The 20,482-nt window shown below is 44.1% G+C and carries 18 protein-coding genes; 9 read left to right on the top strand and 9 right to left on the bottom strand.

Features of this window, described 5'->3' with window-relative positions:
- Nucleotides 1-44: 44 nt before the first annotated feature.
- Nucleotides 45-1,469, top strand: a complete 1,425-nt coding sequence (gene phrB, locus L4D05_RS10540; RefSeq protein WP_428793924.1) for a deoxyribodipyrimidine photo-lyase — start codon at nt 45-47, stop codon at nt 1,467-1,469.
- Nucleotides 1,469-2,380: a L,D-transpeptidase family protein gene (locus tag L4D05_RS10535; protein ID WP_428793923.1), complete on the top strand. Its 912-nt coding sequence runs from the start codon at nt 1,469-1,471 to the stop codon at nt 2,378-2,380. The genes phrB and L4D05_RS10535 overlap by 1 nt, the downstream gene beginning before the upstream one ends.
- Before the next feature lie 111 nt (nt 2,381-2,491).
- On the opposite strand, the gene L4D05_RS10530 is transcribed toward L4D05_RS10535, so the two are convergent.
- Entirely contained in the window at nt 2,492-2,740 is a 249-nt protein-coding gene (locus L4D05_RS10530) for an Lpp/OprI family alanine-zipper lipoprotein (RefSeq protein WP_265677971.1), read from the bottom strand.
- A 503-nt stretch (nt 2,741-3,243) separates the two neighbouring features.
- Between L4D05_RS10530 and L4D05_RS10525 the strand changes: the two genes are divergently transcribed.
- Nucleotides 3,244-4,575 (top strand): DEAD/DEAH box helicase, encoded by a 1,332-nt coding sequence (locus tag L4D05_RS10525; RefSeq protein WP_265677972.1) that lies wholly within the window; start codon nt 3,244-3,246, stop codon nt 4,573-4,575.
- A 66-nt stretch (nt 4,576-4,641) separates the two neighbouring features.
- Here L4D05_RS10525 and L4D05_RS10520 read toward each other — a convergent pair whose 3' ends face one another.
- The 7 genes from L4D05_RS10520 to L4D05_RS10490 form a co-directional block, all read right to left on the bottom strand.
- Nucleotides 4,642-5,121 (bottom strand): arginine repressor, encoded by a 480-nt coding sequence (locus L4D05_RS10520; RefSeq protein ID WP_428751113.1) that lies wholly within the window; start codon nt 5,119-5,121, stop codon nt 4,642-4,644.
- A gap of 324 nt (nt 5,122-5,445) precedes the next feature.
- Nucleotides 5,446-5,910, bottom strand: coding sequence for an aspartate carbamoyltransferase regulatory subunit (pyrI, locus tag L4D05_RS10515; protein WP_265675407.1), 465 nt, complete (start codon nt 5,908-5,910; stop codon nt 5,446-5,448).
- A 13-nt stretch (nt 5,911-5,923) separates the two neighbouring features.
- Nucleotides 5,924-6,859 (bottom strand): aspartate carbamoyltransferase, encoded by a 936-nt coding sequence (gene pyrB / locus L4D05_RS10510; protein WP_428793922.1) that lies wholly within the window; start codon nt 6,857-6,859, stop codon nt 5,924-5,926.
- Between the two features lie 402 nt (nt 6,860-7,261).
- Complete coding sequence (locus L4D05_RS10505; protein ID WP_265675405.1) at nt 7,262-8,272, bottom strand: ornithine carbamoyltransferase; 1,011 nt, start codon at nt 8,270-8,272, stop codon at nt 7,262-7,264.
- A gap of 120 nt (nt 8,273-8,392) precedes the next feature.
- A complete protein-coding gene (gene arcC / locus L4D05_RS10500; RefSeq protein WP_428793921.1) occupies nt 8,393-9,304 on the bottom strand; it encodes a carbamate kinase in 912 nt (303 codons plus the stop codon).
- A gap of 86 nt (nt 9,305-9,390) precedes the next feature.
- On the bottom strand, nt 9,391-10,611 hold the full coding sequence (arcA, locus tag L4D05_RS10495) for an arginine deiminase (RefSeq protein ID WP_265675403.1): 1,221 nt from the start codon (nt 10,609-10,611) through the stop codon (nt 9,391-9,393).
- 911 nt (nt 10,612-11,522) lie between these two features.
- Entirely contained in the window at nt 11,523-12,974 is a 1,452-nt protein-coding gene (locus tag L4D05_RS10490; RefSeq protein ID WP_250617995.1) for a YfcC family protein, read from the bottom strand.
- A 699-nt stretch (nt 12,975-13,673) separates the two neighbouring features.
- Between L4D05_RS10490 and L4D05_RS10485 the strand changes: the two genes are divergently transcribed.
- From L4D05_RS10485 to pstB, 4 genes are all read left to right on the top strand, one after another.
- The gene (locus tag L4D05_RS10485) at nt 13,674-14,495 is read left to right on the top strand and encodes a phosphate ABC transporter substrate-binding protein (RefSeq protein ID WP_265675401.1); all 822 of its coding nucleotides are present in this window, start codon (nt 13,674-13,676) and stop codon (nt 14,493-14,495) included.
- A gap of 92 nt (nt 14,496-14,587) precedes the next feature.
- Nucleotides 14,588-15,520 carry a phosphate ABC transporter permease subunit PstC gene (gene pstC / locus L4D05_RS10480; RefSeq protein ID WP_265675400.1) on the top strand — a complete coding sequence of 311 codons (933 nt, stop codon included), beginning with the start codon at nt 14,588-14,590 and terminating at the stop codon, nt 15,518-15,520.
- Nucleotides 15,521-15,525: 5 nt separating this feature from the next.
- Entirely contained in the window at nt 15,526-16,389 is an 864-nt protein-coding gene (gene pstA / locus L4D05_RS10475; RefSeq protein WP_265675399.1) for a phosphate ABC transporter permease PstA, read from the top strand.
- Nucleotides 16,390-16,490: 101 nt separating this feature from the next.
- On the top strand, nt 16,491-17,240 hold the full coding sequence (gene pstB, locus L4D05_RS10470; RefSeq protein WP_265675398.1) for a phosphate ABC transporter ATP-binding protein PstB: 750 nt from the start codon (nt 16,491-16,493) through the stop codon (nt 17,238-17,240).
- A 200-nt stretch (nt 17,241-17,440) separates the two neighbouring features.
- On the opposite strand, the gene L4D05_RS10465 is transcribed toward pstB, so the two are convergent.
- Entirely contained in the window at nt 17,441-18,640 is a 1,200-nt protein-coding gene (locus L4D05_RS10465) for an MFS transporter (protein ID WP_428793920.1), read from the bottom strand.
- A gap of 135 nt (nt 18,641-18,775) precedes the next feature.
- On the opposite strand from L4D05_RS10465, the gene L4D05_RS10460 reads away from it, so the two are divergent.
- Together L4D05_RS10460 and L4D05_RS10455 are read left to right on the top strand one after the other, a co-directional pair.
- The gene (locus tag L4D05_RS10460; RefSeq protein WP_428793919.1) at nt 18,776-19,543 is read left to right on the top strand and encodes an ABC transporter ATP-binding protein; all 768 of its coding nucleotides are present in this window, start codon (nt 18,776-18,778) and stop codon (nt 19,541-19,543) included.
- Between the two features lie 19 nt (nt 19,544-19,562).
- Nucleotides 19,563-20,477: an ABC transporter substrate-binding protein gene (locus L4D05_RS10455; RefSeq protein ID WP_428793918.1), complete on the top strand. Its 915-nt coding sequence runs from the start codon at nt 19,563-19,565 to the stop codon at nt 20,475-20,477.
- The last annotated feature ends 5 nt before the right edge of the window (nt 20,478-20,482 follow it).

Genomic DNA, 20,482 nt, shown 5'->3' with positions numbered 1-20,482 from the left:
ATGTGACCGCTAAGCCTAGTAACTCAACGCTTTAGGAGAGCTCAATGAAACGATTAGTGTTATTCAATCGTGATCTAAGAACTATCGATAATACCGCTTTAATTCAAGCTGTTGATGGCGAGACACCAGTAATAGCCGTATTTATAGCGACACCACAGCAGTGGGCGCAGCATGACTTGGCGCCGATTCAGGCTGATCTCATTCGCAGGCGCTTGGAGGCGCTAAATACAGAGCTTGAGCTATTGAACATACCGTTGCTCTATCATCAGTGTGACAATTTTGAACGGGCTAATGAGTGGTTGCTGGCATTGTCAATTGAGCTAGGTGTGACCGAGCTATTCTTGAATCTTGATTATGAAGTTAATGAAAGAAATAGAATTTCTGCGCTGTCAGAACAGTTTAAACAGCATGGTAAAACGGTTTGTTCATTTGATGACAAATGCATACTTCGGCCGGGCAGTGTATTAAATAAACAAGGCCAAAACTTCAAAGTTTTTACGCCATTCAAAAATGCTTGGAAAGCGCAGTTTACACTAGCCAGAGTTCGCAAGCCGATAGTCTCCGTCCCTACCGATGCTCCGTTTCATTATCGGTATGCGTCGAATGTACCGTTTAGCTATCCACTGGTGTCGAGTTTACCTCTGCCGGTGGATACCGACAGCATCATAGATAGGTTGCGGACATTTAGTCACGATAGGGTTATGTATTACCATCAGGATCGAGATTATCCTGCGATGGATGGGACGAGCCAACTTAGTGCCTATTTAGCGATAGGGGCGCTTTCAGCCAGACAATGTGTGGCTCGTCTTTATCTTGATGCGACAATGTCCGATGGTCAAGAACCGTCATTATCAGAAGGTGCCGAGGTATGGCTAAGTGAGTTAATTTGGCGAGAGTTTTATCAGCACCTAGTGAACTTTGAACCTAAATTAAGTCGTCGTCATGGCTACCTTAGCTGGGAAAAAAAACTGATTTGGCAAGGGCGTGAAGACGTCTTTAAACAATGGACTAATGGTGTGACAGGTTATCCCATTGTTGATGCGGCAATGCGTCAACTTAATGCTACAGGCTGGATGCATAACCGGTTGCGTATGATTGTGGCAAGCTTTTTAATCAAGGATCTTCACGTAGATTGGCGATGGGGTGAAGCCTACTTTATGTCCAAGCTGGTGGATGGGGATTTCGCTGCAAATAACGGGGGTTGGCAGTGGTGTGCATCTACAGGGTGTGATGGACAGCCTTACTTTCGTATTTTTAACCCTATTCGCCAGGGCGAGCGTTTTGACGCACAGGGGGAGTTTATTCGTCAGTGGATTCCGGAGCTCGCCCAGGTGCCAAATCGTCATATTCATCAACCTTGGAGGTGGGAAGCGTTTCAAAAGTTGGAATATCCTGAACCGATAGTTGATCACAAGACACAAAGAGAGATAACCTTAAGCGTATATAAAGAAGCAAGGGATCAACATTGATGTATCGTAGGACGATTTTAGCGGCTTGTCTGAGCTTCTCACAATGGATAAGTGCTGCCACCTATGCGCTTCCAGAAGATGGCAGTAACTTGGTTGGGACAATTCGGTATCACAGTATTGTCGCTGGGCAAACGATGTCTGATATTGCGAAGCAATACGACGTTGGTTTTTTGTCTTTAATGGCAGCAAATAAGGGGGTTGACCCGTTTTTACCTCCCGAAGACTATGTCTTGACGATCCCAAGTCAGACGATATTGCCAGAGGTGGAATACAAAGGAATTGTCATCAACCTTGCGGAACTAAGACTTTATTATTTTGAGCCAGAAAAAGATATCGTCCACATTTTCCCCGTCGGTATAGGTCGAATCGGGCAAGATACGCCAGAAATGACGACTAAAATCAGCCAACTACGGAAGAACCCGACGTGGACACCTCCTGCGTCAATACGTAAGGATTACTTAGCGAAAGGGATTGAACTCCCTGACGTTGTACCTGCAGGTCCAGAAAATCCGCTAGGGGACTACGCTATGCGCTTAGCGTATGGGACGGGATCATATTTGATTCACGGCACCAATAAAGACTTTGGCATCGGCTTGCGTGTCAGCGCGGGGTGTATCCGTATGGATCCCAAAGATATTGATTGGCTGTTTAATGAAGCGAAAGTTGGACTGCAAGTTCGCGTTATCGATGAGCCAATTAAAGTCGCCCTTGAGCCAGACAGAAGTGTATTTATTGAAGCACATGAGCCATTGACGAGAAGTGATGGCACGAAAAAAGCCATGTTAGTTCCACAAGAACTAGAATGGTGGTTAGAAGAGTATGGGATTTCTGACCGAATCGCTAAAGCCGTTGTGTTGGCGCAAAATGGTGTTCCCGTTGAAGTGGTACCACCGATGGAAGCGCTTGAATAGTCATCGTATTGTTAGTATGAAGCGCTAGTAGGCCAGTGTTTAGTATTAGCTCCAGATTGAAAGAAAAAAAACACCCGCATATAGCGGGTGTTTTTTATTTATCTGTGTTGCTTACTTAGTGTAAGACTGAGCGATGTTATCGATACGCTCGTTTGCACGAGAAGCTTCTTCTTGCGCAGCCATAGCGTTTTTGTTGCCCATTTGAACTTCATCTTTAAGTGCTTGTACGTCTGCACTTAGTTGGCTTACTTGATTGTTTAGATCGTCCATTTTTGCTGTTGTTGCTTCGTCTGGACCTGATGCACAACCAGCTAGTAGTAGAACCGACGATGCTGCTGCTGCAATTAACACTTTATTCATTATAAGCTCCTTGAGGATTATTATTTCAAACAGCCCTGCTACATCTAGGCAATAAGGCTATTTTTGAGTTTAGTGCCTTATTTTAAGAACGCAAACTATTTAAAAGTCAGAAAAACCAAAAAATTACGCGATTTTAACGTTAAAGTTGGTTTGTCTTATTTATGAGAAACTGAGATATCATCGAAATGTGATGCATATCACGCCCTCGGTGCTTCTTGACGTTAACACATTGTTTACAAGGCGATTGTAAGGATAAAACCTTGGAACGGTAATGTATATCAGAATGGGCCTACATGATTGGGAACCATTCAGGGTTTTGCGTGGATATGCATTATATACAAGTCACATCAAAGTGAAGAAAAGATTCTTGTTGTAGACTCATCTGGGTACGCTTAATCCTGCATCTTGATGTCATTTGGCTATATGCTGGTGGCAAGGGTAAATATCATGTATTATGCGCCCCTAATTTTTTAGTTCGTCCCACCTCGTTAGGAGTATAACCTTTGCAATTTAAAGATCTTGGTCTTGATAACCGTTTATTGAAGAATCTGAAGCACTATGACTTCAAAAAAGCGACAGATATCCAGAAGCAGGCGATTCCAGTCGCAATTGCGGGTAAGGATCTGATTGCGTCTTCGAAAACGGGCTCAGGTAAGACTTTGGCATTTGTATTGCCTATGCTTCACAAATCTTTGAAGAGTAAGTCTTTTTCAGCAAAGGACCCACGTGCAGTTATCTTAGCGCCAACTCGTGAATTGGCAAAGCAGGTATACAGCGAGTTAAGAGCGATGTTGGGCGGATTAACTTACGACGCGACCCTGATCTTAGGTGGCGAAAACTTTAACGATCAAGTGAAAGCTCTACGTCGCTATCCTAAATTTATTGTTGCGACGCCAGGACGACTTGCTGACCATTTAGAACATCGTTCATTGTTTCTTGATGGTTTAGAAACACTAATTCTGGATGAAGCAGACCGCATGTTGGATTTAGGCTTTGCACCTGAACTTATGCGTATTCATCGCGCGGCGAAGCATCGTCGTCGTCAGACATTGATGTTTTCTGCCACGCTTGATCATGCGGAAATGAATGAGATCGCGAATGAAATGCTTAATGCTCCTAAGCGTATTTCAGTCGGTGTTTCTAATGAAGAGCACAAAGACATTACGCAAAAATTCTACTTGTGTGATCATTTAGATCATAAAGAAGCTATTTTGGAGCGTGTTTTACAAGAAGCAGACTACACACAAGTCATGATCTTCACCGCGACTCGCGCGGATACCGAGCGATTGGCAACTTGGCTAAATGAGAAAAAACTGAAAGTTGTGGCGCTAAGTGGTGGTTTAAACCAAACTCAACGAAACAACATCATGAGTCAGTTTGAGCGTCATGTCTTTAAGATCCTAGTGACCACGGATGTGGCTTCACGTGGTATCGATATTAATACCGTTACGCACGTGATCAACTTTGATATGCCAAAGCATACCGAGGAATATGTTCACCGTGTTGGGCGTACTGGTCGAGCGGGTAACAAGGGTGACGCCATTTCATTGGTTGGTCCAAAAGACTGGGACAGCTTGAAGCGTGTCGAAGCTTTCTTACAGCAAGACATTACCTTCTCTGAACTAGAAGGTTTAAAAGGTAAATTTAAAGGGTTACGTCCGCGTAAGCCTGCCTTTGCTAAGAACACTGCAGCAAAACCAGCTCAGAAGAAGAAGAAACAAACGGGCACTAAGAAGCCTGTTAAGCGTGATAAAGCGTTCTACCAAAACGTAGCAGTGGGTGATTCGGTCTTTATTCCAAAGAAAAAGCCGAAACCAACACCGGAATCTGAATAAATAAAAAAAGCCTCGTTAGAGGCTTTTTTTATGAGTGGTATCTATAGCTTGTTTCTATAGATGATCTTACTGTACCCCTAACCGAATTCGTACGATCTGTTCACACTTATCAATCTCCGAGACGCTTTTGGGGATGACAAGTACGGTATCATTACCACCGACAGTACCCAAAATCTCGTTGTGGGGGTCGATATCGACCAGTCTAGCGATAAGTTGAGCGCTACCTGGGTGAGTTTTGACGACCACGACAGCTTGATTGTGGGTAATAAATTCAATCTGCGATGAGATAGAAGATTCAACGCGTACTGGCGCATTTTCGACGGTTAAGCAGTATGCTTTTTTACCACATGCATTTTGGACTTTTATGACCCCTAGTTGGGAAAGCAATCGCGATACGGTGGATTGGCTTATTCCAACAAAGCCGATACTGACTAAGGCTTCTCGTAACTTATTCTGGGTCGTAAAGCTCTGTTGCTGTAATAGTTTCTTGCACGCAGCCGTGAGTGTTTTGTCATCGGCTTCGGTTAATTCAAGAGTCTCGTTCATAGTAACTCCTTCTTATATGGAATGAACGAACCTTTCCTTGTCGTGATACACTCCAAGCCCTTGGAGTGAGAAAATCTTTTATATGAAGCCAAGAAGTCCGGATGCAGATCTAGCCAAATAGTCTGTTTTAATTAAAGTGCTTTGCAACCGTATCATCTGATCTTAGCTTCCTAGACTTTGTAGATCTTCTGGTATTCTAACACTTAATGGTTATTAATAAGTGACGGTGAGTTAACATTATTGATATTCTCTGTTTTTGTGTTGAAATGGATATTTATTCAGCTTTTAGGATAAATATCCATAATCAACATTAAGCCATCTGGATTATTTTTTCTCTTTTACGATGCTTCGAGAGAATACTTTCTCACAATAATGACATTTTAATTGAATATCACGGTTCTTATTTACGACATAAAAGCGGCTTTCAACTGGTTCGCCATGTGAAATACAATTACTGTTCGGGCATTGAAATATACTTTCAATTTGGTGGGGTAATTCAAGCGTGAGCTTATTGACGACATTGTACTCTTCTATTTGATTAACGGTAGCTTGAGGAGCATATAGTGCAAGCTGATTCGCCTGATCTTCGGTCAGATAAATATTCTCTATTTTAATGATATCTTTGGCACCTAGTGCCGATGACGGAAGATTGAGGCCAATGGTGACCCGCTGTTCACTTTTGTGCATCTTGAACAGTTTTAGTATTTTTATGCCTACATTAGCCGGGATATGGTCGATAACTGAACCATTGCGAATGGCTTCTACCTGAAGTTTGGTTTGCTTAGTCATAGTTCGGCTCCTTTTACACGTGTAGAGATTCAGATAGAACAAGGGCAAGCAGAGCCTCTCGGGCGTAAACCCCATTTTCTGCTTGTTGGAAGTAATAGGCGTGTGGTGTTTTATCAACATCGGTTGTGATTTCATCGACACGAGGTAGCGGATGAAGCACTCTTAAGTTAGGCCGTGCTCCTTTTAACGTCTCCGTTGTGAGTATAAAGGCAGACTTAATATGAGCGTATTCAGATTCGTCAAATCGTTCTTTTTGCACTCGGGTCATATACAGTACATCCAGCTCAGGTGCGACGTCTTCTATGTTGGAGTGCAGGCTGTAACGGATATCGGCTTGGTCAAGATCCTCACAGATGTAATCTGGCATCGCTAAAGCATCAGGTGCGATAAAGAAAAAGCGAATGTTATTAAATTTAGCCAGTGCTTGGGTGAGTGAGTGCACGGTGCGTCCGTATTTTAGATCCCCGACAAAAGCTACGTTCAAGTTATCAAGCGTCCCTTGTGTTTCATAGATAGAAAACAGGTCGAGCAAGGTTTGGGTTGGGTGCTGGTTAGCCCCATCACCGCCATTAATGATAGGAACGTGATTGGAAAACTCAGAGGCGAGTCTTGCAGCACCTTCTTGAGGATGACGCATGACAAAAGCATCGACGTAAGAAGCGATGACTTGAACTGAATCTGCAAGAGTTTCGCCTTTTTTAGCTAGGGAGGTGTTGCCGCCATTATCGAAGCCAATGACCGTTCCTCCTAAGCGCTGGACAGCAGTTTCAAAAGAGAGGCGGGTTCGAGTTGATGGCTCGAAGAAGCAACTGGCGATGACTTTGTTCTTAAGCAGCTCCGGATTGGGCTCCGCCTTGAGGCGTGTAGCGGTTTCTACAATCAGCTCCAACTCTTTACGACTAAGCTCCGGTATAGAAATGATGTGTTTATTAAATAGTGAATGTGGCATGACACATTTCTCCTTAATTATAGCCAATTAGATATAAAAAAGCCTCCTATGAAGAGGAGGCTATTTAGTACAACAACAATGAAAGAAATTATTTGTTGAGTTTTTATTTTTAGAGTCGATAAGTGGGTGGCTCTTATTTTTCATGAATAATCTCTCGTCAATTTATATAGATTATACGGTGAAATTACTATCGTTCAATATGCTTGGTAAAGTATCCATAAATTGGATAATTATCCAAACTGCCATCCTTTTTAGTCCCTGCCAGAGGCCTTGTTTATCTATATTGATGAATAGAATAAAGGGGATGTCAGTAAGGGAAAGTGAAAAATTATGCGAGCCTTATTCATAGTTACCTTAATGGTATATTTGTAAATAAGGCTCGGCTTGTAAACGAGATAATAATTAGTCGCCTAGCGTTGCAACCATCACCGCTTTGATGGTGTGCATTCTGTTTTCTGCCTCATCAAAAACAATCGAGTGCTCAGATTCCACTACTTCATCAGTGACTTCACACCCTTGCGCCAAGATAGGGTAGTCTTTAGCAAGAGATTTACCAACAACGGTATCTTCGCCATGGAACGCCGGTAAGCAATGCATAAACTTCACGTGTGGGTTACCCGTAGCCTTTAGCATGTCCATGTTCACTTGATACGGAAGCATTAAGTTAATGCGCTCAGCCCACGCTTCTTTTGCTTCTCCCATTGATACCCAAACGTCAGTATAAAGGAAATCACAGCCTTGAACGCCTTCGCTTACGTCGTCTGTCAGCGTGATTTTCGCACCAGTCTGCGTCGCAATTTCTTGGCATTGAGCCACTAAAGAAGCTTCAGGCCAGAACTGCTTTGGTGCGACAAGGCGAATATCCATACCCATTTTCGCCGCGCCCACCATCAATGAATTACCCATGTTGTTACGAGCATCACCCAAGTAAGCAAACTTGATTTCATGCAATTGCTTGCCACGACCATGCTCCATCATCGTTAAGAAGTCAGCGAGGATTTGAGTTGGGTGGAATTCATCCGTCAAACCATTCCAGACTGGAACGCCAGCGTAAGCACCTAACTCTTCGACGATTTCTTGTCCAAAGCCACGATACTCAATGCCATCGTACATTCTGCCTAGAACGCGAGCTGTGTCTTTCATGGATTCTTTGTGGCCGATTTGTGAGCCTGTTGGGCCAAGGTAAGAAACTTGAGCGCCTTGGTCAAACGCCGCGACTTCGAATGCACAGCGCGTACGTGTGGATGTTTTTTCAAAGATGAGAGCGATATTTTTGCCTTTTAGGCGCGGCTGCTCGTAGCCATTGTATTTGGCTTTTTTAAGCTCAGCTGACAAGTCTAAAAAGTGCTGAATTTCACGTGGAGTAAAATCAAGTAGTTTAAGGAAGTTACGGTTACGAAGATTAAAAGCCATGATGATTTCCTTTTTGATTAGTCGCGATGCATGCGACCGATATTATCTATGTGATGATAGAGTTCAGTTAGGTATTGAGTATGTTGAACTCTATCTAGTGATTTGTTTGTAAATAGGCGGTTAGCCTTTGACAATATTGGTGCCAGCAGTCCCTTCTAGGATCTTAATGCCTTGCTCTAGTGAACCGATGCCGACCACTTTTCCGCCTCGATTAATGAACTCACATGAGGCTTCAATTTTGGGTCCCATTGAACCTGCATCGAACTGGTGTTTCGCGAGCTCGTTTGGTGTAGTTGAGCGCAGAGCGTGTTGGGTTGGTTTACCCCAATCAAGGTAGACGGCGTCGGCGTCGGTTAGGATCAATAGCGCATCGGCGTTGAGTTGTCTTGCGAGGTACGCCGCAGACATGTCTTTGTCGATGACGGCTTCAACACCAACAAGCTTGCCATTTTCTCTTTTGACTGGAATACCACCACCGCCAGTACAAATGACCAAGTGTCCTTGGTCAATGAGCGTAGTGATCGCCTCATGTTCAACGATGCCAGTAGGCTGAGGGCTAGGGACGACGCGGCGGAAGAATTCGCCATCGGGTTTTACGGTCCAGTTGAATTTCTCCGCTAACTCGCACGCTTCTTCTTTGCTATAAACCGGGCCAATCGGTTTGGTCGGGTCAGCAAAAGCGGGATCGTTTGGATCAACCGTCATTTGTGTCAGCATGCATGTAACATTAACAGCAGGCATTTGATTCTTGAACTCTTGCATTAGCATGTAGCCAATCATGCCTTGAGTTTCACTGCCCAGCACATCAAGTGGATATGGATTGACTTTTTTGTACTCCAGCCCTTGTAGCGCTAACAATCCTACTTGTGGACCGTTGCCGTGAACGAGGACAACGTTATATTCTTCAGCAATCTTAGAAATGGTGTTGACAGCAATTTCTATATTATGACGTTGCACGTCAGCTTCTAGTGGCTCGCCTCGGCGCAATAATGCGTTTCCACCAAGGGCAACAACAATGGTTTGTTTAGTCATGATTAACTTCCTATTACTAGGGCAAAGTGGTTCGCTTTGCCCATAGAGATACGTGAGAGTGACGTAGTCTTGTCTATTCGTGTTTTTTAGATACCATCTCGTTCAATCGGGCAGCTCATGCAGCGAGCACCACCACGTCCACGTCCTAACTCATCGCCAGGAATTGGTAGTACTGTGATACCAGCCTTGTCGTATTTCTCATTGGTATAGGTATTACGTTCGTAACCGATAACCACACCTGGCTTCACCGTCAGCACGTTATTCGCGTCATTCCACTGTTCACGCTCTGCTTCGAAGTTATCGCCACCTGTTGTGATGAGGTTGAGTTTGTCGACTTGCAGGGCCTTCTCAATCGTATGAATGTAGGAGTCTTGCTGTTTGGCTTTAACAAAACCGGATTCATCACCCGTTAGACTCCAGCATTTCACATCGTCAGGAATGACATTTGGGTAAACGGAGAAGGTATCTTCACGCATGTGTGTCATAACGGTATCTAAATGCATACATGAACGATCTTTCGGGAGTTCAAGGGCGATAATTTGTTTCGCTTGGCCGTGTTTGAACAACCCGGATGCCAGTTGTTCTACCCCTTGAGGAGTGGTTCTTTCAGACATACCGATTAATACTGAGCCCTTGCCGATGACAAGTACGTCGCCACCTTCAATGGTAGAGCGGTCATAGGATTTTTCTTCGTCTCCGAAATACTTGACAAAATCTTGGCCAGCAAAGGTTGGGTGCCAGCGATAGATAGCCCTGACATGGTTGGTCTCTCTTTGACGAGCGACTTTAGCCATTGGGTTGATTGAAACACCGCCATAAACCCAGCAAGACGTATCACGAGTGAATAAGTGATTAGGCAGTGGGTCGATAATGAAATCGGTTGGTTTATGCATAGACTGCAATATAGAGGAAGATCTCATTGGCATTTCACCAAAGGATAAGCCGCCAGTCAGTATCTTCGCTAACTCTAGGTTAGGAATGTCGCCAAGGTAGCAACGAACGTCATTGGCAAAGGTAGGGCCAAAACGATAATTAGAGATCTGTGTATTCAATAACCATTCTTTTGCTTCTGGTACGGCAAGTGTTTCTGCAAGTAAGTTAGTGAGTAGTAAGACTTCAACGCCTTGGTCTCTTAACGTTTGTGCAAATACATCATGCTCATCGCCAGCGCGCTCTACGGACAATACGTCGTCGAACAGCAAGTCGTGGCAGTTAGAAGGCGTTAAGTGAGTAAGAGCGCGTCTTGGGCGATGAATGAGTACGCGACGTAGTTGACCAACTTCTGAACCGACATAAAGTTTATTCATGATCTTATCTCTCTTATTATATGACGGTTATTGATTGTTAATAAACCATCATAGTTAGGGTACGTTTTATTTATTAGCTTTGTCGTGGTGTTATTTATATTACTCAATATTCGAAGTGATTATTTGAGTTCAATCACAAATGTATTTTATTGCTCAAAACCTGAAATGACCTGTTAAATAACAATATGTATTCAGCGTGGATTTACGCATGCTAAAATTTAATAGCTAGTTGAATGGAATAATATTCATATTTCATTCAATCTGAGTGTTGTTTTGGTTTGCAGGCAGAATTTCATGCAATTGCAAAATCACTAAAGTGCGAGCTGTGAGAGTATTTATGCACTCATAACCGCTAGATATATTATTTTTCAATGTGAATTAATAATTTTTCAACAAACTTAGTGTGGTAATTTGCTACTTGTATCACAGTTTTATGCTGGTGGGGTTTCAGTTTTTAAGATGTGTCATTAAAAATTCTAATTAATATGACTTACCTATATTAATTCCAAGGTAAAAGAATATTAACAGGATTTTTTATTGATAGAGTATCGAATTAAGTTCGATAGTAAAATGACAACGTTGAAGCGAATATATTTGCCAGTGAGCTTAATTGGTGCGATGAAAGAGAGCGTATAAAAGCGCGTGGCCTAGGCGACTGGTGAGCCGCACGCGGTCGATTTAAGGTTTTTTTGTACCTTAGTAGGATTTAGCGTTTAGCACGGTGTCTCCGCGTTTAGATGTGAGCAGAGAGATGTAATGAAGGACTGAGGTTGGCGATATAAAAACGCAACACATCCTGATAGAGCGATGTGTTGCGTTAGGTCGTGTCCGCTATATATTTGTAGTGGTTAACTAAAATTGCAATATAGAGGAGCCTTGTATTTAGGTGTATTTGTATTAGCTGCGTTTCATTACGCGATTAGCGCACCGATACTGAGCACGATGACACAAAATACTGTCAAAATTCCGAGTAATGGTGCGACCCACTTAACCCATCGAACATAGGGCACTTTAGCAATCGCAAGACCACCCATAACCACGGCGGATGTCGGGGTGATGAGGTTGACCAGTCCCGATGCTGATTGATAGGCCGTGATCACGAGCTCACGTCCAACGCCGGCAAAATCGGCTAATGGCGCCATGATCGGCATGGTAAGAACAGCAAGCCCCGACGTTGATGGTACTAGGAATGACAGCAGTATTTCTAAAAAGAACATCACATTAATAAATACGACTGAAGACAGGCCAGTAATCATATGTTCAGCTGAATTCAGAATGGTATCCGTAATCATTCCACGGTCCATAATCACGACGATGCCGCGTGCGATACCAATAATGAGTGCAACGCCAAGAAGGTCTCGTGCGCCATCAATAAAACTATTGGTAAAGTCTTCTTCGCTCATTCTTGCGACGAGCCCAACCAGAATAGTCGCGGCAAGGAACATCGCAGATATTTCGGCCATCCACCAACCGGCGACAGATACACCATAAATCATGACAGCAAAAGAACCCGCGAAGATAGTTAAGATGACTTTGCGTGTCATGGTAAATTCAAGCTTTTCTCCGTTTTGATTGCCAAGGAAATGTGCTTTGTTCTCTTCATATTTGTCGTATACGATCGACTTAGTTTGGTCTTTTTGTACCATTCTAGCGTAGCGCATGACATAGGCGACACAAATCCCCCAGCCGGCAACCAGCATGAATACGCGCAGCATTATGCCGTCGGTAAAGGGTATTCCCGAAGCATTGGCAGCAATAACCGTCGCAAATGGGTTAATGGTTGACCCGAGTACGCCTATACCAGCACCAAGTAGTACAGTTGCCGCAGCGACCAATGGATCGAAGCGAGCCGCCATCATGACCGGGACTAACAAGGTATAAAAGGGGAGAGACTCTTCCGCCATGCCATACACTGTGCCACCTGCCGCGAATAACGCCATCAGGATTGGGATCATGAGCTCTTCTCGGCCATGCAGCCGAGCGGTGACACGTTCAATACCTGCATCAATGGCGCCAGTTTTCGTCACCAACCCTAGAAAACCACCAATAACTAAGATAAATAAAGAGACATCAATAGCGGCGGCTTCATAGGTATTGTGGTCGTAGAAACCATCAATGGGTGCCAGTAAGACATCAATGACACCTTGTGGATTACTTTCAACAGATTGATACGTTCCGGTGACAGGCACTTCACGACCTAGGTCATCGTTCATTACTCGGTCATATTGCCCAGCAGGAATTATCCAAGTCAACATTGCCACGAGTGCAATTAAGATAAATAGAATGGTATAAGCGGATGGGAACTTGAAATTAGCAAAGAACCCCCGTTTATTGGTTTTTTGGGGTATCGTTTGTGTAGTCATAGCTTTCTCCTTATTCTATTCAGTGACCACTAAATAGAACGCCAGTAGAATATATTAAATTATATCAAGCACCACGTTGAAACTAATAATATAAATATAGAAAGCAAACTTCTTGTATTAAGAAGTGTTAGTGCGGTTAGTTTATGATTAATGGATGAAAGTAACTATGTGGTTGTTCACAAAAAAATGAGTTTAGAATAGAAGGAGGAATCGTAGACTTAAATAAGCTGGATAAGATTGATGATATCTCGCATCAATATTCATCGATTAACAACTAACGTAACTATCATTACTTAATTATAAAGCAGCGAACCAATTTGTCCGAAATTCTATGCATCCTTGTTATCAAGCGACCATAAAAACAAATCGGAGCTATTATTGATTTAAATCAATTGAGTGATGACTGCGTTGCCTCAGTAGTAAAGAGACGCAACGACTCTGGTTTATGACAGCCAACAGGTTAAATTGTCGAGAAATGTGACAGCTAAACTCAGTTGAAAGTCATCTTTTTGGCGATAAAAGCATCAGTACTGTCTGTAACTTGCTGAATTTATGGTTAATGATTGTTTTTTGCTCCGCGTAAAAAAAATGGCACTGTCATACACCTTTCAATTTAGTGAAACACAACTGTCATATTTAGCCTCTAATCTTGACCTCGTTGAAATGAAACAGGCAATCAAGCCAATAAAGGAAATTGTGATGAAAAAGACAGTTATCGGTGCTATCGCACTACTAGGCGCACTCGCAGTGACTCCAGCTTCAGCTAAAGAAACTATCTCTGCGGTAGGTTCTAGCAGCGTAACGCCACTGATGGAAGTTTTCTCAGAAACATATATGAAGCAACACTCAAACGTTTACATTGAAGTCCAAGGACCGGGTTCTTCTGCAGGCGTTAAAGCAGCGAAAAACGGTTCTGCTGATTTAGGCATGTCTTCTCGTAACCTTAAAGCGGAAGAAAAAGAGTCTACTCTAGTAGAAGAAGTTGTTGCTCGTGACGGCATCGCGGTTGTTGTTAACCCAGCGAACGACCTAAAGGGTCTGACAGCTGAGCAAGTAACGGCTATCTATAAAGGTGATGTGACTAACTGGAAAGATGTTGGTGGTGCTGACAAGCCTATCGTAGCTATCACTCGTGATACAGCGTCAGGTACTCGTGGTGCATTTGAAGACATCATGAGCCTTAAGCAAAAAATCAGCGGCATGAAAGTAACCGCTATTTCTCAGCGCGCTCAAGTTGCTAACGGTAACGGCGCACTAAAAACAATGGTAGCAAGCAACCCATACGCTATCGGTTACATCTCTCTAGGTACCGTTGACCAATCCGTTCACGCACTAGAAATTGATGGTACGCCAGCAACAGTAGACAACGTGAAAAACGGCTCTTACAAAGTAGCTCGTCCATTCCTTGTCCTATACAAAGAAGGTAAGCCTTCAGCAGAAACTCAAAAATTCCTAGACTGGATGCTTGAAGATGACGCTCAAGCGCTAGTAGAACAGAAAGGTTACATCTCAGTAAACTAGTCTGTAAGTAAAGAATCAATATTGCTCAGCCCACATTTTGGGGCTGGGCCTTTTCTCTATCTTTCGAATTATCGACAAATAGAAGTTTAATTATGACCATCGCAACAAATAGTGAGAAGCTTATGAGCGAACAAGCGACTCAAGCTGCAGCACGTAGCCTGAAGGCCAAGAAAAAAGTCGATTGGAAAGAACGTATTTTCCACGGACTGTTTTTATCCAGCGCAGTGATTGGCATTGTTTCCCTTGCCGTTATCGCCTACTTCATTGTTCGAGAAAGTATTCCAGCGTTCCAAGCTGCGGGTGTTTCTGGAATCGTCCTAGGTCAAAACTGGTTACCACCTGCGCTATACGGTGTTGCAACGATGATTGTTGCCTCTGTTGTATCCACGCTTGGTGCCGTTGTGGTTGGTGTGCCAATTGGCGTATTAACGGCCATCTTTATTGCTGAAATTGCCCCGAAACGAGTGGCGGATATCATTCGCCCAGCCGTGGAACTGTTAGCGGGTATCCCATCAGTGGTGTACGGCTTCTTCGGTCTGGTTATTATCGTTCCGTTAATTCAGCAAGTGTTTCAAGTACCAGCAGGTAACACGATCCTAGCCGGTATTATCGTGTTGGGGATTATGATTCTCCCAACCGTTATTACGGTTTCTGAAACCTCGATTCGTGCGGTCCCTCATGCGTATAAAGAAGGGTCTTTAGCGTTAGGGGCTTCAAAGATATTCACTATCTTTAAGCTACTCGTACCGGCGGCGCGTTCAGGCATTATGACTGGCGTCATTCTGGGTATTGGTCGTGCATTGGGTGAAACCATGGCGATTATCATGGTGATGGGTAATGCCCCTGCGATGCCAGAAGGGATTTTAGATTCTGCTCGTACCCTGACAGCGAACATTGCCATTGAAATGTCCTATGCAAGTGGCATCCACGCCAATGCGTTGTACGCGACGGGCGTTGTGTTATTGGTCTTCATTATGATGCTCAATGCCGCACTATTGTACTTGAACCGTGAAAAAGCGAAGTAACGATTATGGATACTGTAAAACTAAAACAAGCACGTAAAAATAAAGATACGCTGCTGAGTGTATTTGTTTGGGCGTCTGCAGCCCTTACCGTTGGATTTTTGTTTTGGATCATTTGGTACATTTTATCCAATGGTCTTCAGCACGTGAGCTGGAGCTTTATCACCGACGATTACACTCGTACGGGCGATGAGCACGGCATTTTCCCGATGATCATCTCAACGATTTACATGGTGATTGCGTCTATTGCAGTGGCTGCTCCTCTTGGCATTATGACGGCAATTTACTTGACCGAATATGCCAAAGTTGGCAGTAAATTGGTTAAAGTGATTCGTTTCTGTACCGAGTCATTGGCGGGTATTCCATCGATTATCTTTGGTTTGTTTGGTATGACGTTCTTCGTTGCCATTCTAGGTCTTGGGTTCTCGATTCTGTCAGGTGCACTGACACTAAGTATTTTGATTCTTCCGGTTATTATTCGTACTACTGAAGAAGCCTTAATGTCGGTACCACAAACTTACCGTGAAGGGTCTTACGGTTTGGGTGCCTCAAAAATCTATACTATCTGGCGCTTAATCTTGCCAAGTGCAATGCCAGGTATCTTAACGTCGGTCATTCTTAGTATTGGTCGTGTCATTGGTGAGTCAGCGCCTGTGTTTTTAACAGCAGGCATGGTAGCCCGAATTCCAGATTCGCTATTGGATTCAGGCCGTACCCTAACGGTTCACTTATACAAATTAACGACTGAGCTGTTCACCATTGAAGAGTGGAACCAAGCCTACGGGACAGCCACAGTGCTTATCGTATTAGTGCTGCTAATCAACATGGTAACCAAGTTGATTGCAAGCCGCTTTAACACGGCAACCTACTAACAGGTACGCCAGTTCGAATAGCAGAACGTCTGCAACGTCACCAGAACACAAAGAGTGCACGTTGCAAAACAACGACATTAAGAATGAAGAGATTATAGATTATGAACAAATTTAATATTGAAAACCTAAACCTATTTTATGGTGAGAACCAAGCGCTTAAATCGATCAACTTGCCTATCCCAACCCGTCAAGTGACGGCGCTGATTGGTCCTTCTGGTTGTGGCAAGTCAACATTACTGCGTTGCTTGAACCGTATGAATGATTTGATTGAAGGCGTTAAAATTAACGGTTTACTTGAAATGGATGGCACAGACATCTACGGCAATATCGATGTATCAGATTTGCGCATCCGAGTGGGCATGGTATTCCAAAAGCCAAACCCATTTCCAATGAGTATTTACGAGAACGTCGCGTTTGGTCTGCGTGCTCAAGGCATTAAAGACAAGAAGCACATTGACATGGTCGTTGAGCGTTCATTGCGCGGCGCGGCGCTTTGGGATGAGGTAAAAGACCGTCTTAAGTCGCACGCATTTGGTCTGTCTGGCGGTCAGCAGCAACGTTTGTGTATCGCGCGTACTATTGCAATGGAGCCGGATGTCATCTTAATGGATGAGCCAACGTCGGCACTCGATCCTATTGCAACGCACAAGATCGAAGAGTTGATGGAAGAGCTTAAAAAAGACTACACCATTGTTATTGTGACTCACTCGATGCAGCAAGCTCGTCGTATTTCAGATCGCACGGCTTTCTTCTTAATGGGTGAGTTGGTCGAGCATAACGATACTCAAGTGATCTTCTCTAACCCTAGTGATGATCGTACTCAAGGTTACGTGAACGGTGACTTTGGTTAACTTTAACGTTTTTGTTGTTACCTTAGGGTGTCGCATGAGCGTAATCAACTAAGGTAACTTGAGCTAAATAATCACTATAACTATAAGCGATGGAACTTTTGCCCCTCTATATGAGGGGCTTTTTTTGTCTTGCTAATCGGCATCCTATTTGGGTGGTAACTATAGTTGCTAGTTGCTAGTTGCTAGTTGCTAACGGCTTATTACGTTCGCTGTAGGCGCGGGTAAGTGATGATGGTAAATAACGTGAAAGCAAATAATACGCTAAACCATAGGGGGTTAATGAATAGTGCAGTGCTTGCTGTGACAAAGAGTGCCGAGAGAGCAAAGCCTAAGGTGTGGCTGGTAGCCAGCAAACCACTGATCTGTCCCTGATGACCACTTTGTTTACTCATGGCTTTGGTCGTGTAGGCCGGGGTCAAGATGGCATTGCCTACCGACAACAGACTGATGCCCACTAGATAGGCGATGATATTGGCAAGGAGAAACAGAGAATAACCCATGATTAGTAGCAGACCACCCCAAAATAGCATTTGCTCCAGAGACAGTTTTTTCTTTTTGACAACCCCGATCTGGGTTGCGAGTGTGACGACCGCACTGAGGGTTAACAAGTATCCGACCCAATCAGAGAGAGACTCAGCCGAAAGGGAAGAGACTGCGCTTAGTAAAGGAGTTAGAGAGTAATGCAGTACACCCAGTGCCGAGCAAAGTAACAGTGCAATGATGAGATAGCGTGGAATCGTCATGGTTATTGGCTTATCTAACGCTGTGTGTGTCATGGGTTTTGGCGTCAATGCGGGTGTCATGAGACACACAACGAACAACCCTAAAGCGGCGAATCCGACCACTGTGATGGCGAACAAAGGGTCGAGTTTTATAAGGGCAACGGCCAATACAGGGCTAAGAACTCGGCCCATACTTAGCGATGCGCTGACGGAAGTGATAGCGGATAATCGATGTTGTTCCCCAACGGTCAATATCGCCCAATGCTGGCATGCTGGGACCAACCCAGAGACAGTAACACCATAAACGATTCTTAGCATTGCGAGCAGCACTAACGCTGCGGTGGTTGTCAGTAACGCTTTATCTAGGGCAAATAAGGTTACGGACATACCTGAAAAGCATAGAGAAAGCCCCAATAGCGCGGTTAAGACAATAGATTTAGGACCACGTCGATCACTGCGTTTTCCCCAGTAAGGTGCGGTAGGGATGAACAACACGGTACCAACGGCAATTAACATTGACCAGCTTGCGAGAGTGATGTCTGTGGTTGTCACCAGTATTGGCAATGAAACAAGAAGAGCGTTTTGCCCAAACCCAATAAGTGACGCAAATAAACAAATGGTGTAGAGCGATGTATTAGAAGGTCGTGTATTACCAGTGATGGACGTATCGTTAAACATATCAATGAGTTTTCATAGGGTAATGACAGTAGACTCTAAAGTAATTATAATGCGGATACAAACTTTTCTCATTCGCAATTAATTTAAGTTTACAGTTAGTTAAAATTGCGCCTAGCACGAGATGTCTCTTAGATTATGTTTTCATTAAGACAAGCCAGTTACCACATAGGGTCGCATGAAATATTAGCACCGTTTGATTTGAGCTTTAACGCAGGTGAAGTGACCTCTCTGCTTGGTCACAATGGCAGTGGCAAATCCAGCCTTATTAAATTGTTAAGCCGTCAAAACCAAGTGTCTGCAGGCGAAGTCATGCTAGAAGATCAAGATATTGAGGGTCTTACAGCAAAAGAGTTTGCAAAAAAAGTGGCATACCTTCCTCAGCACCCTCCTGTCACTGATGGTGTGACCGTTCGTGAGTTAGTGATGTTTGGCCGCTACCCTTGGAAAGGGGTGTTAGGGCGGTATACCCACGATGACCATCGTATTGTTGAAGAAGCGATTGACCGAGTGGGCTTAATGGCATTCGCCAAGCGATTTGTCAGCACGCTTTCTGGAGGAGAGCGCCAACGGGCATGGGTTGCCATGCTATTGGCTCAGCAAACGTCGTGCATCTTGCTAGATGAACCTACGTCAGCATTGGATGTGACCCATCAATATGAATTACTAAAGCTGATCCGCGATCTTAATCAAAGTTTAGGACTCACCGTGATCATGGTGATACACGACGTAAATATGGCCGCCCGGTTTAGCGACAGGCTAGTGGCACTCAAGCGAGGCAAAATCGTTGTTGATGGTGCCCCGAATGATGTGATGACAGAAGCTTCGCTGAGTGAAATTTACGGCATGCCATTAAGTATTTTTAAAGACCCTGAATCTTGCAACCTCATCAGTTACGTTCGTTAAATGAAATAGGAATGCCAACGTGTTAACTCGAATTATCTCTACATTTTTTATGACGCTATGTCTTTTGCTTTCAACGTCGACGTTTGCCCGCATGATTCAGCATGATTTAGGTGAGCAAGCGCTTAAAGGCATCCCAAAGCGAATTGTCGTGCTGGATTGGGCTTTGGCGGAATCTGTGCTGGCATTAGGCATTCAGCCTCTAGCAGTAGCTGATGTTCCAGGCTACCAAGATTGGGTAGGGGTGCCGACATTACCTTCAGACACGGTGGATGTGGGCTCTCGTCGAGAACCAAATTTGGAGCTGATTGCCAGCTTAAAACCTGATCTGATTATTATGAGTGCCCACCTTGCGCCTGCTTATGAAAAACTTAACTCGATCGCGCCCACGCTGGCCCTCACTATCTATAACGATAGCAAACAGCCGTATCAAAATGCCAAGCGTATCATCCAGACATTAGGTGATGTTTTTGAACGCCAACAAGCCGCGCAGACGTTGATTGATGACACAGCCACTAAATTGGCAACGAATGGAGAGAAAGTGGCGCAGTGGCAAGATAGTCGTTCATTTATCATGATACGTTTCATTGGTGACAAACACGTTCGGATCCATAGTGATGGCTCACTAATGAACGACACCATAGCGGCGATGTCGATGAACAATGGCTGGCAAGGTCCCACTAACAGCTGGGGTTTCTCTTCTGCTAGCGTTGAACAGTTAGCGAAGCACCAAAACAGTAACGTGTTGATCTTTGGTCCTTTGAGTGAGCAGGAACAAGCGACGCTCAATGGATCGCCATTATGGGGTGCGATGGCATTTACCCGAGAGCAGCGTGTTGCCATTGTTCCCAAGGTGTGGACGTTTGGTAGTTTAATCGCAATGCAAAGGTTGAGTGATGAAGTGGTCACTCGCGTTGCAGCGCTGAATGCGCAATAGGGTTG

The organism is Vibrio nomapromontoriensis (genome assembly GCF_050337205.1).
In the GTDB taxonomy this organism is placed as follows: Bacteria; Pseudomonadota; Gammaproteobacteria; order Enterobacterales; family Vibrionaceae; genus Vibrio; species Vibrio nomapromontoriensis.
This window is presented reverse-complemented; position numbering and strand designations above follow the sequence as displayed.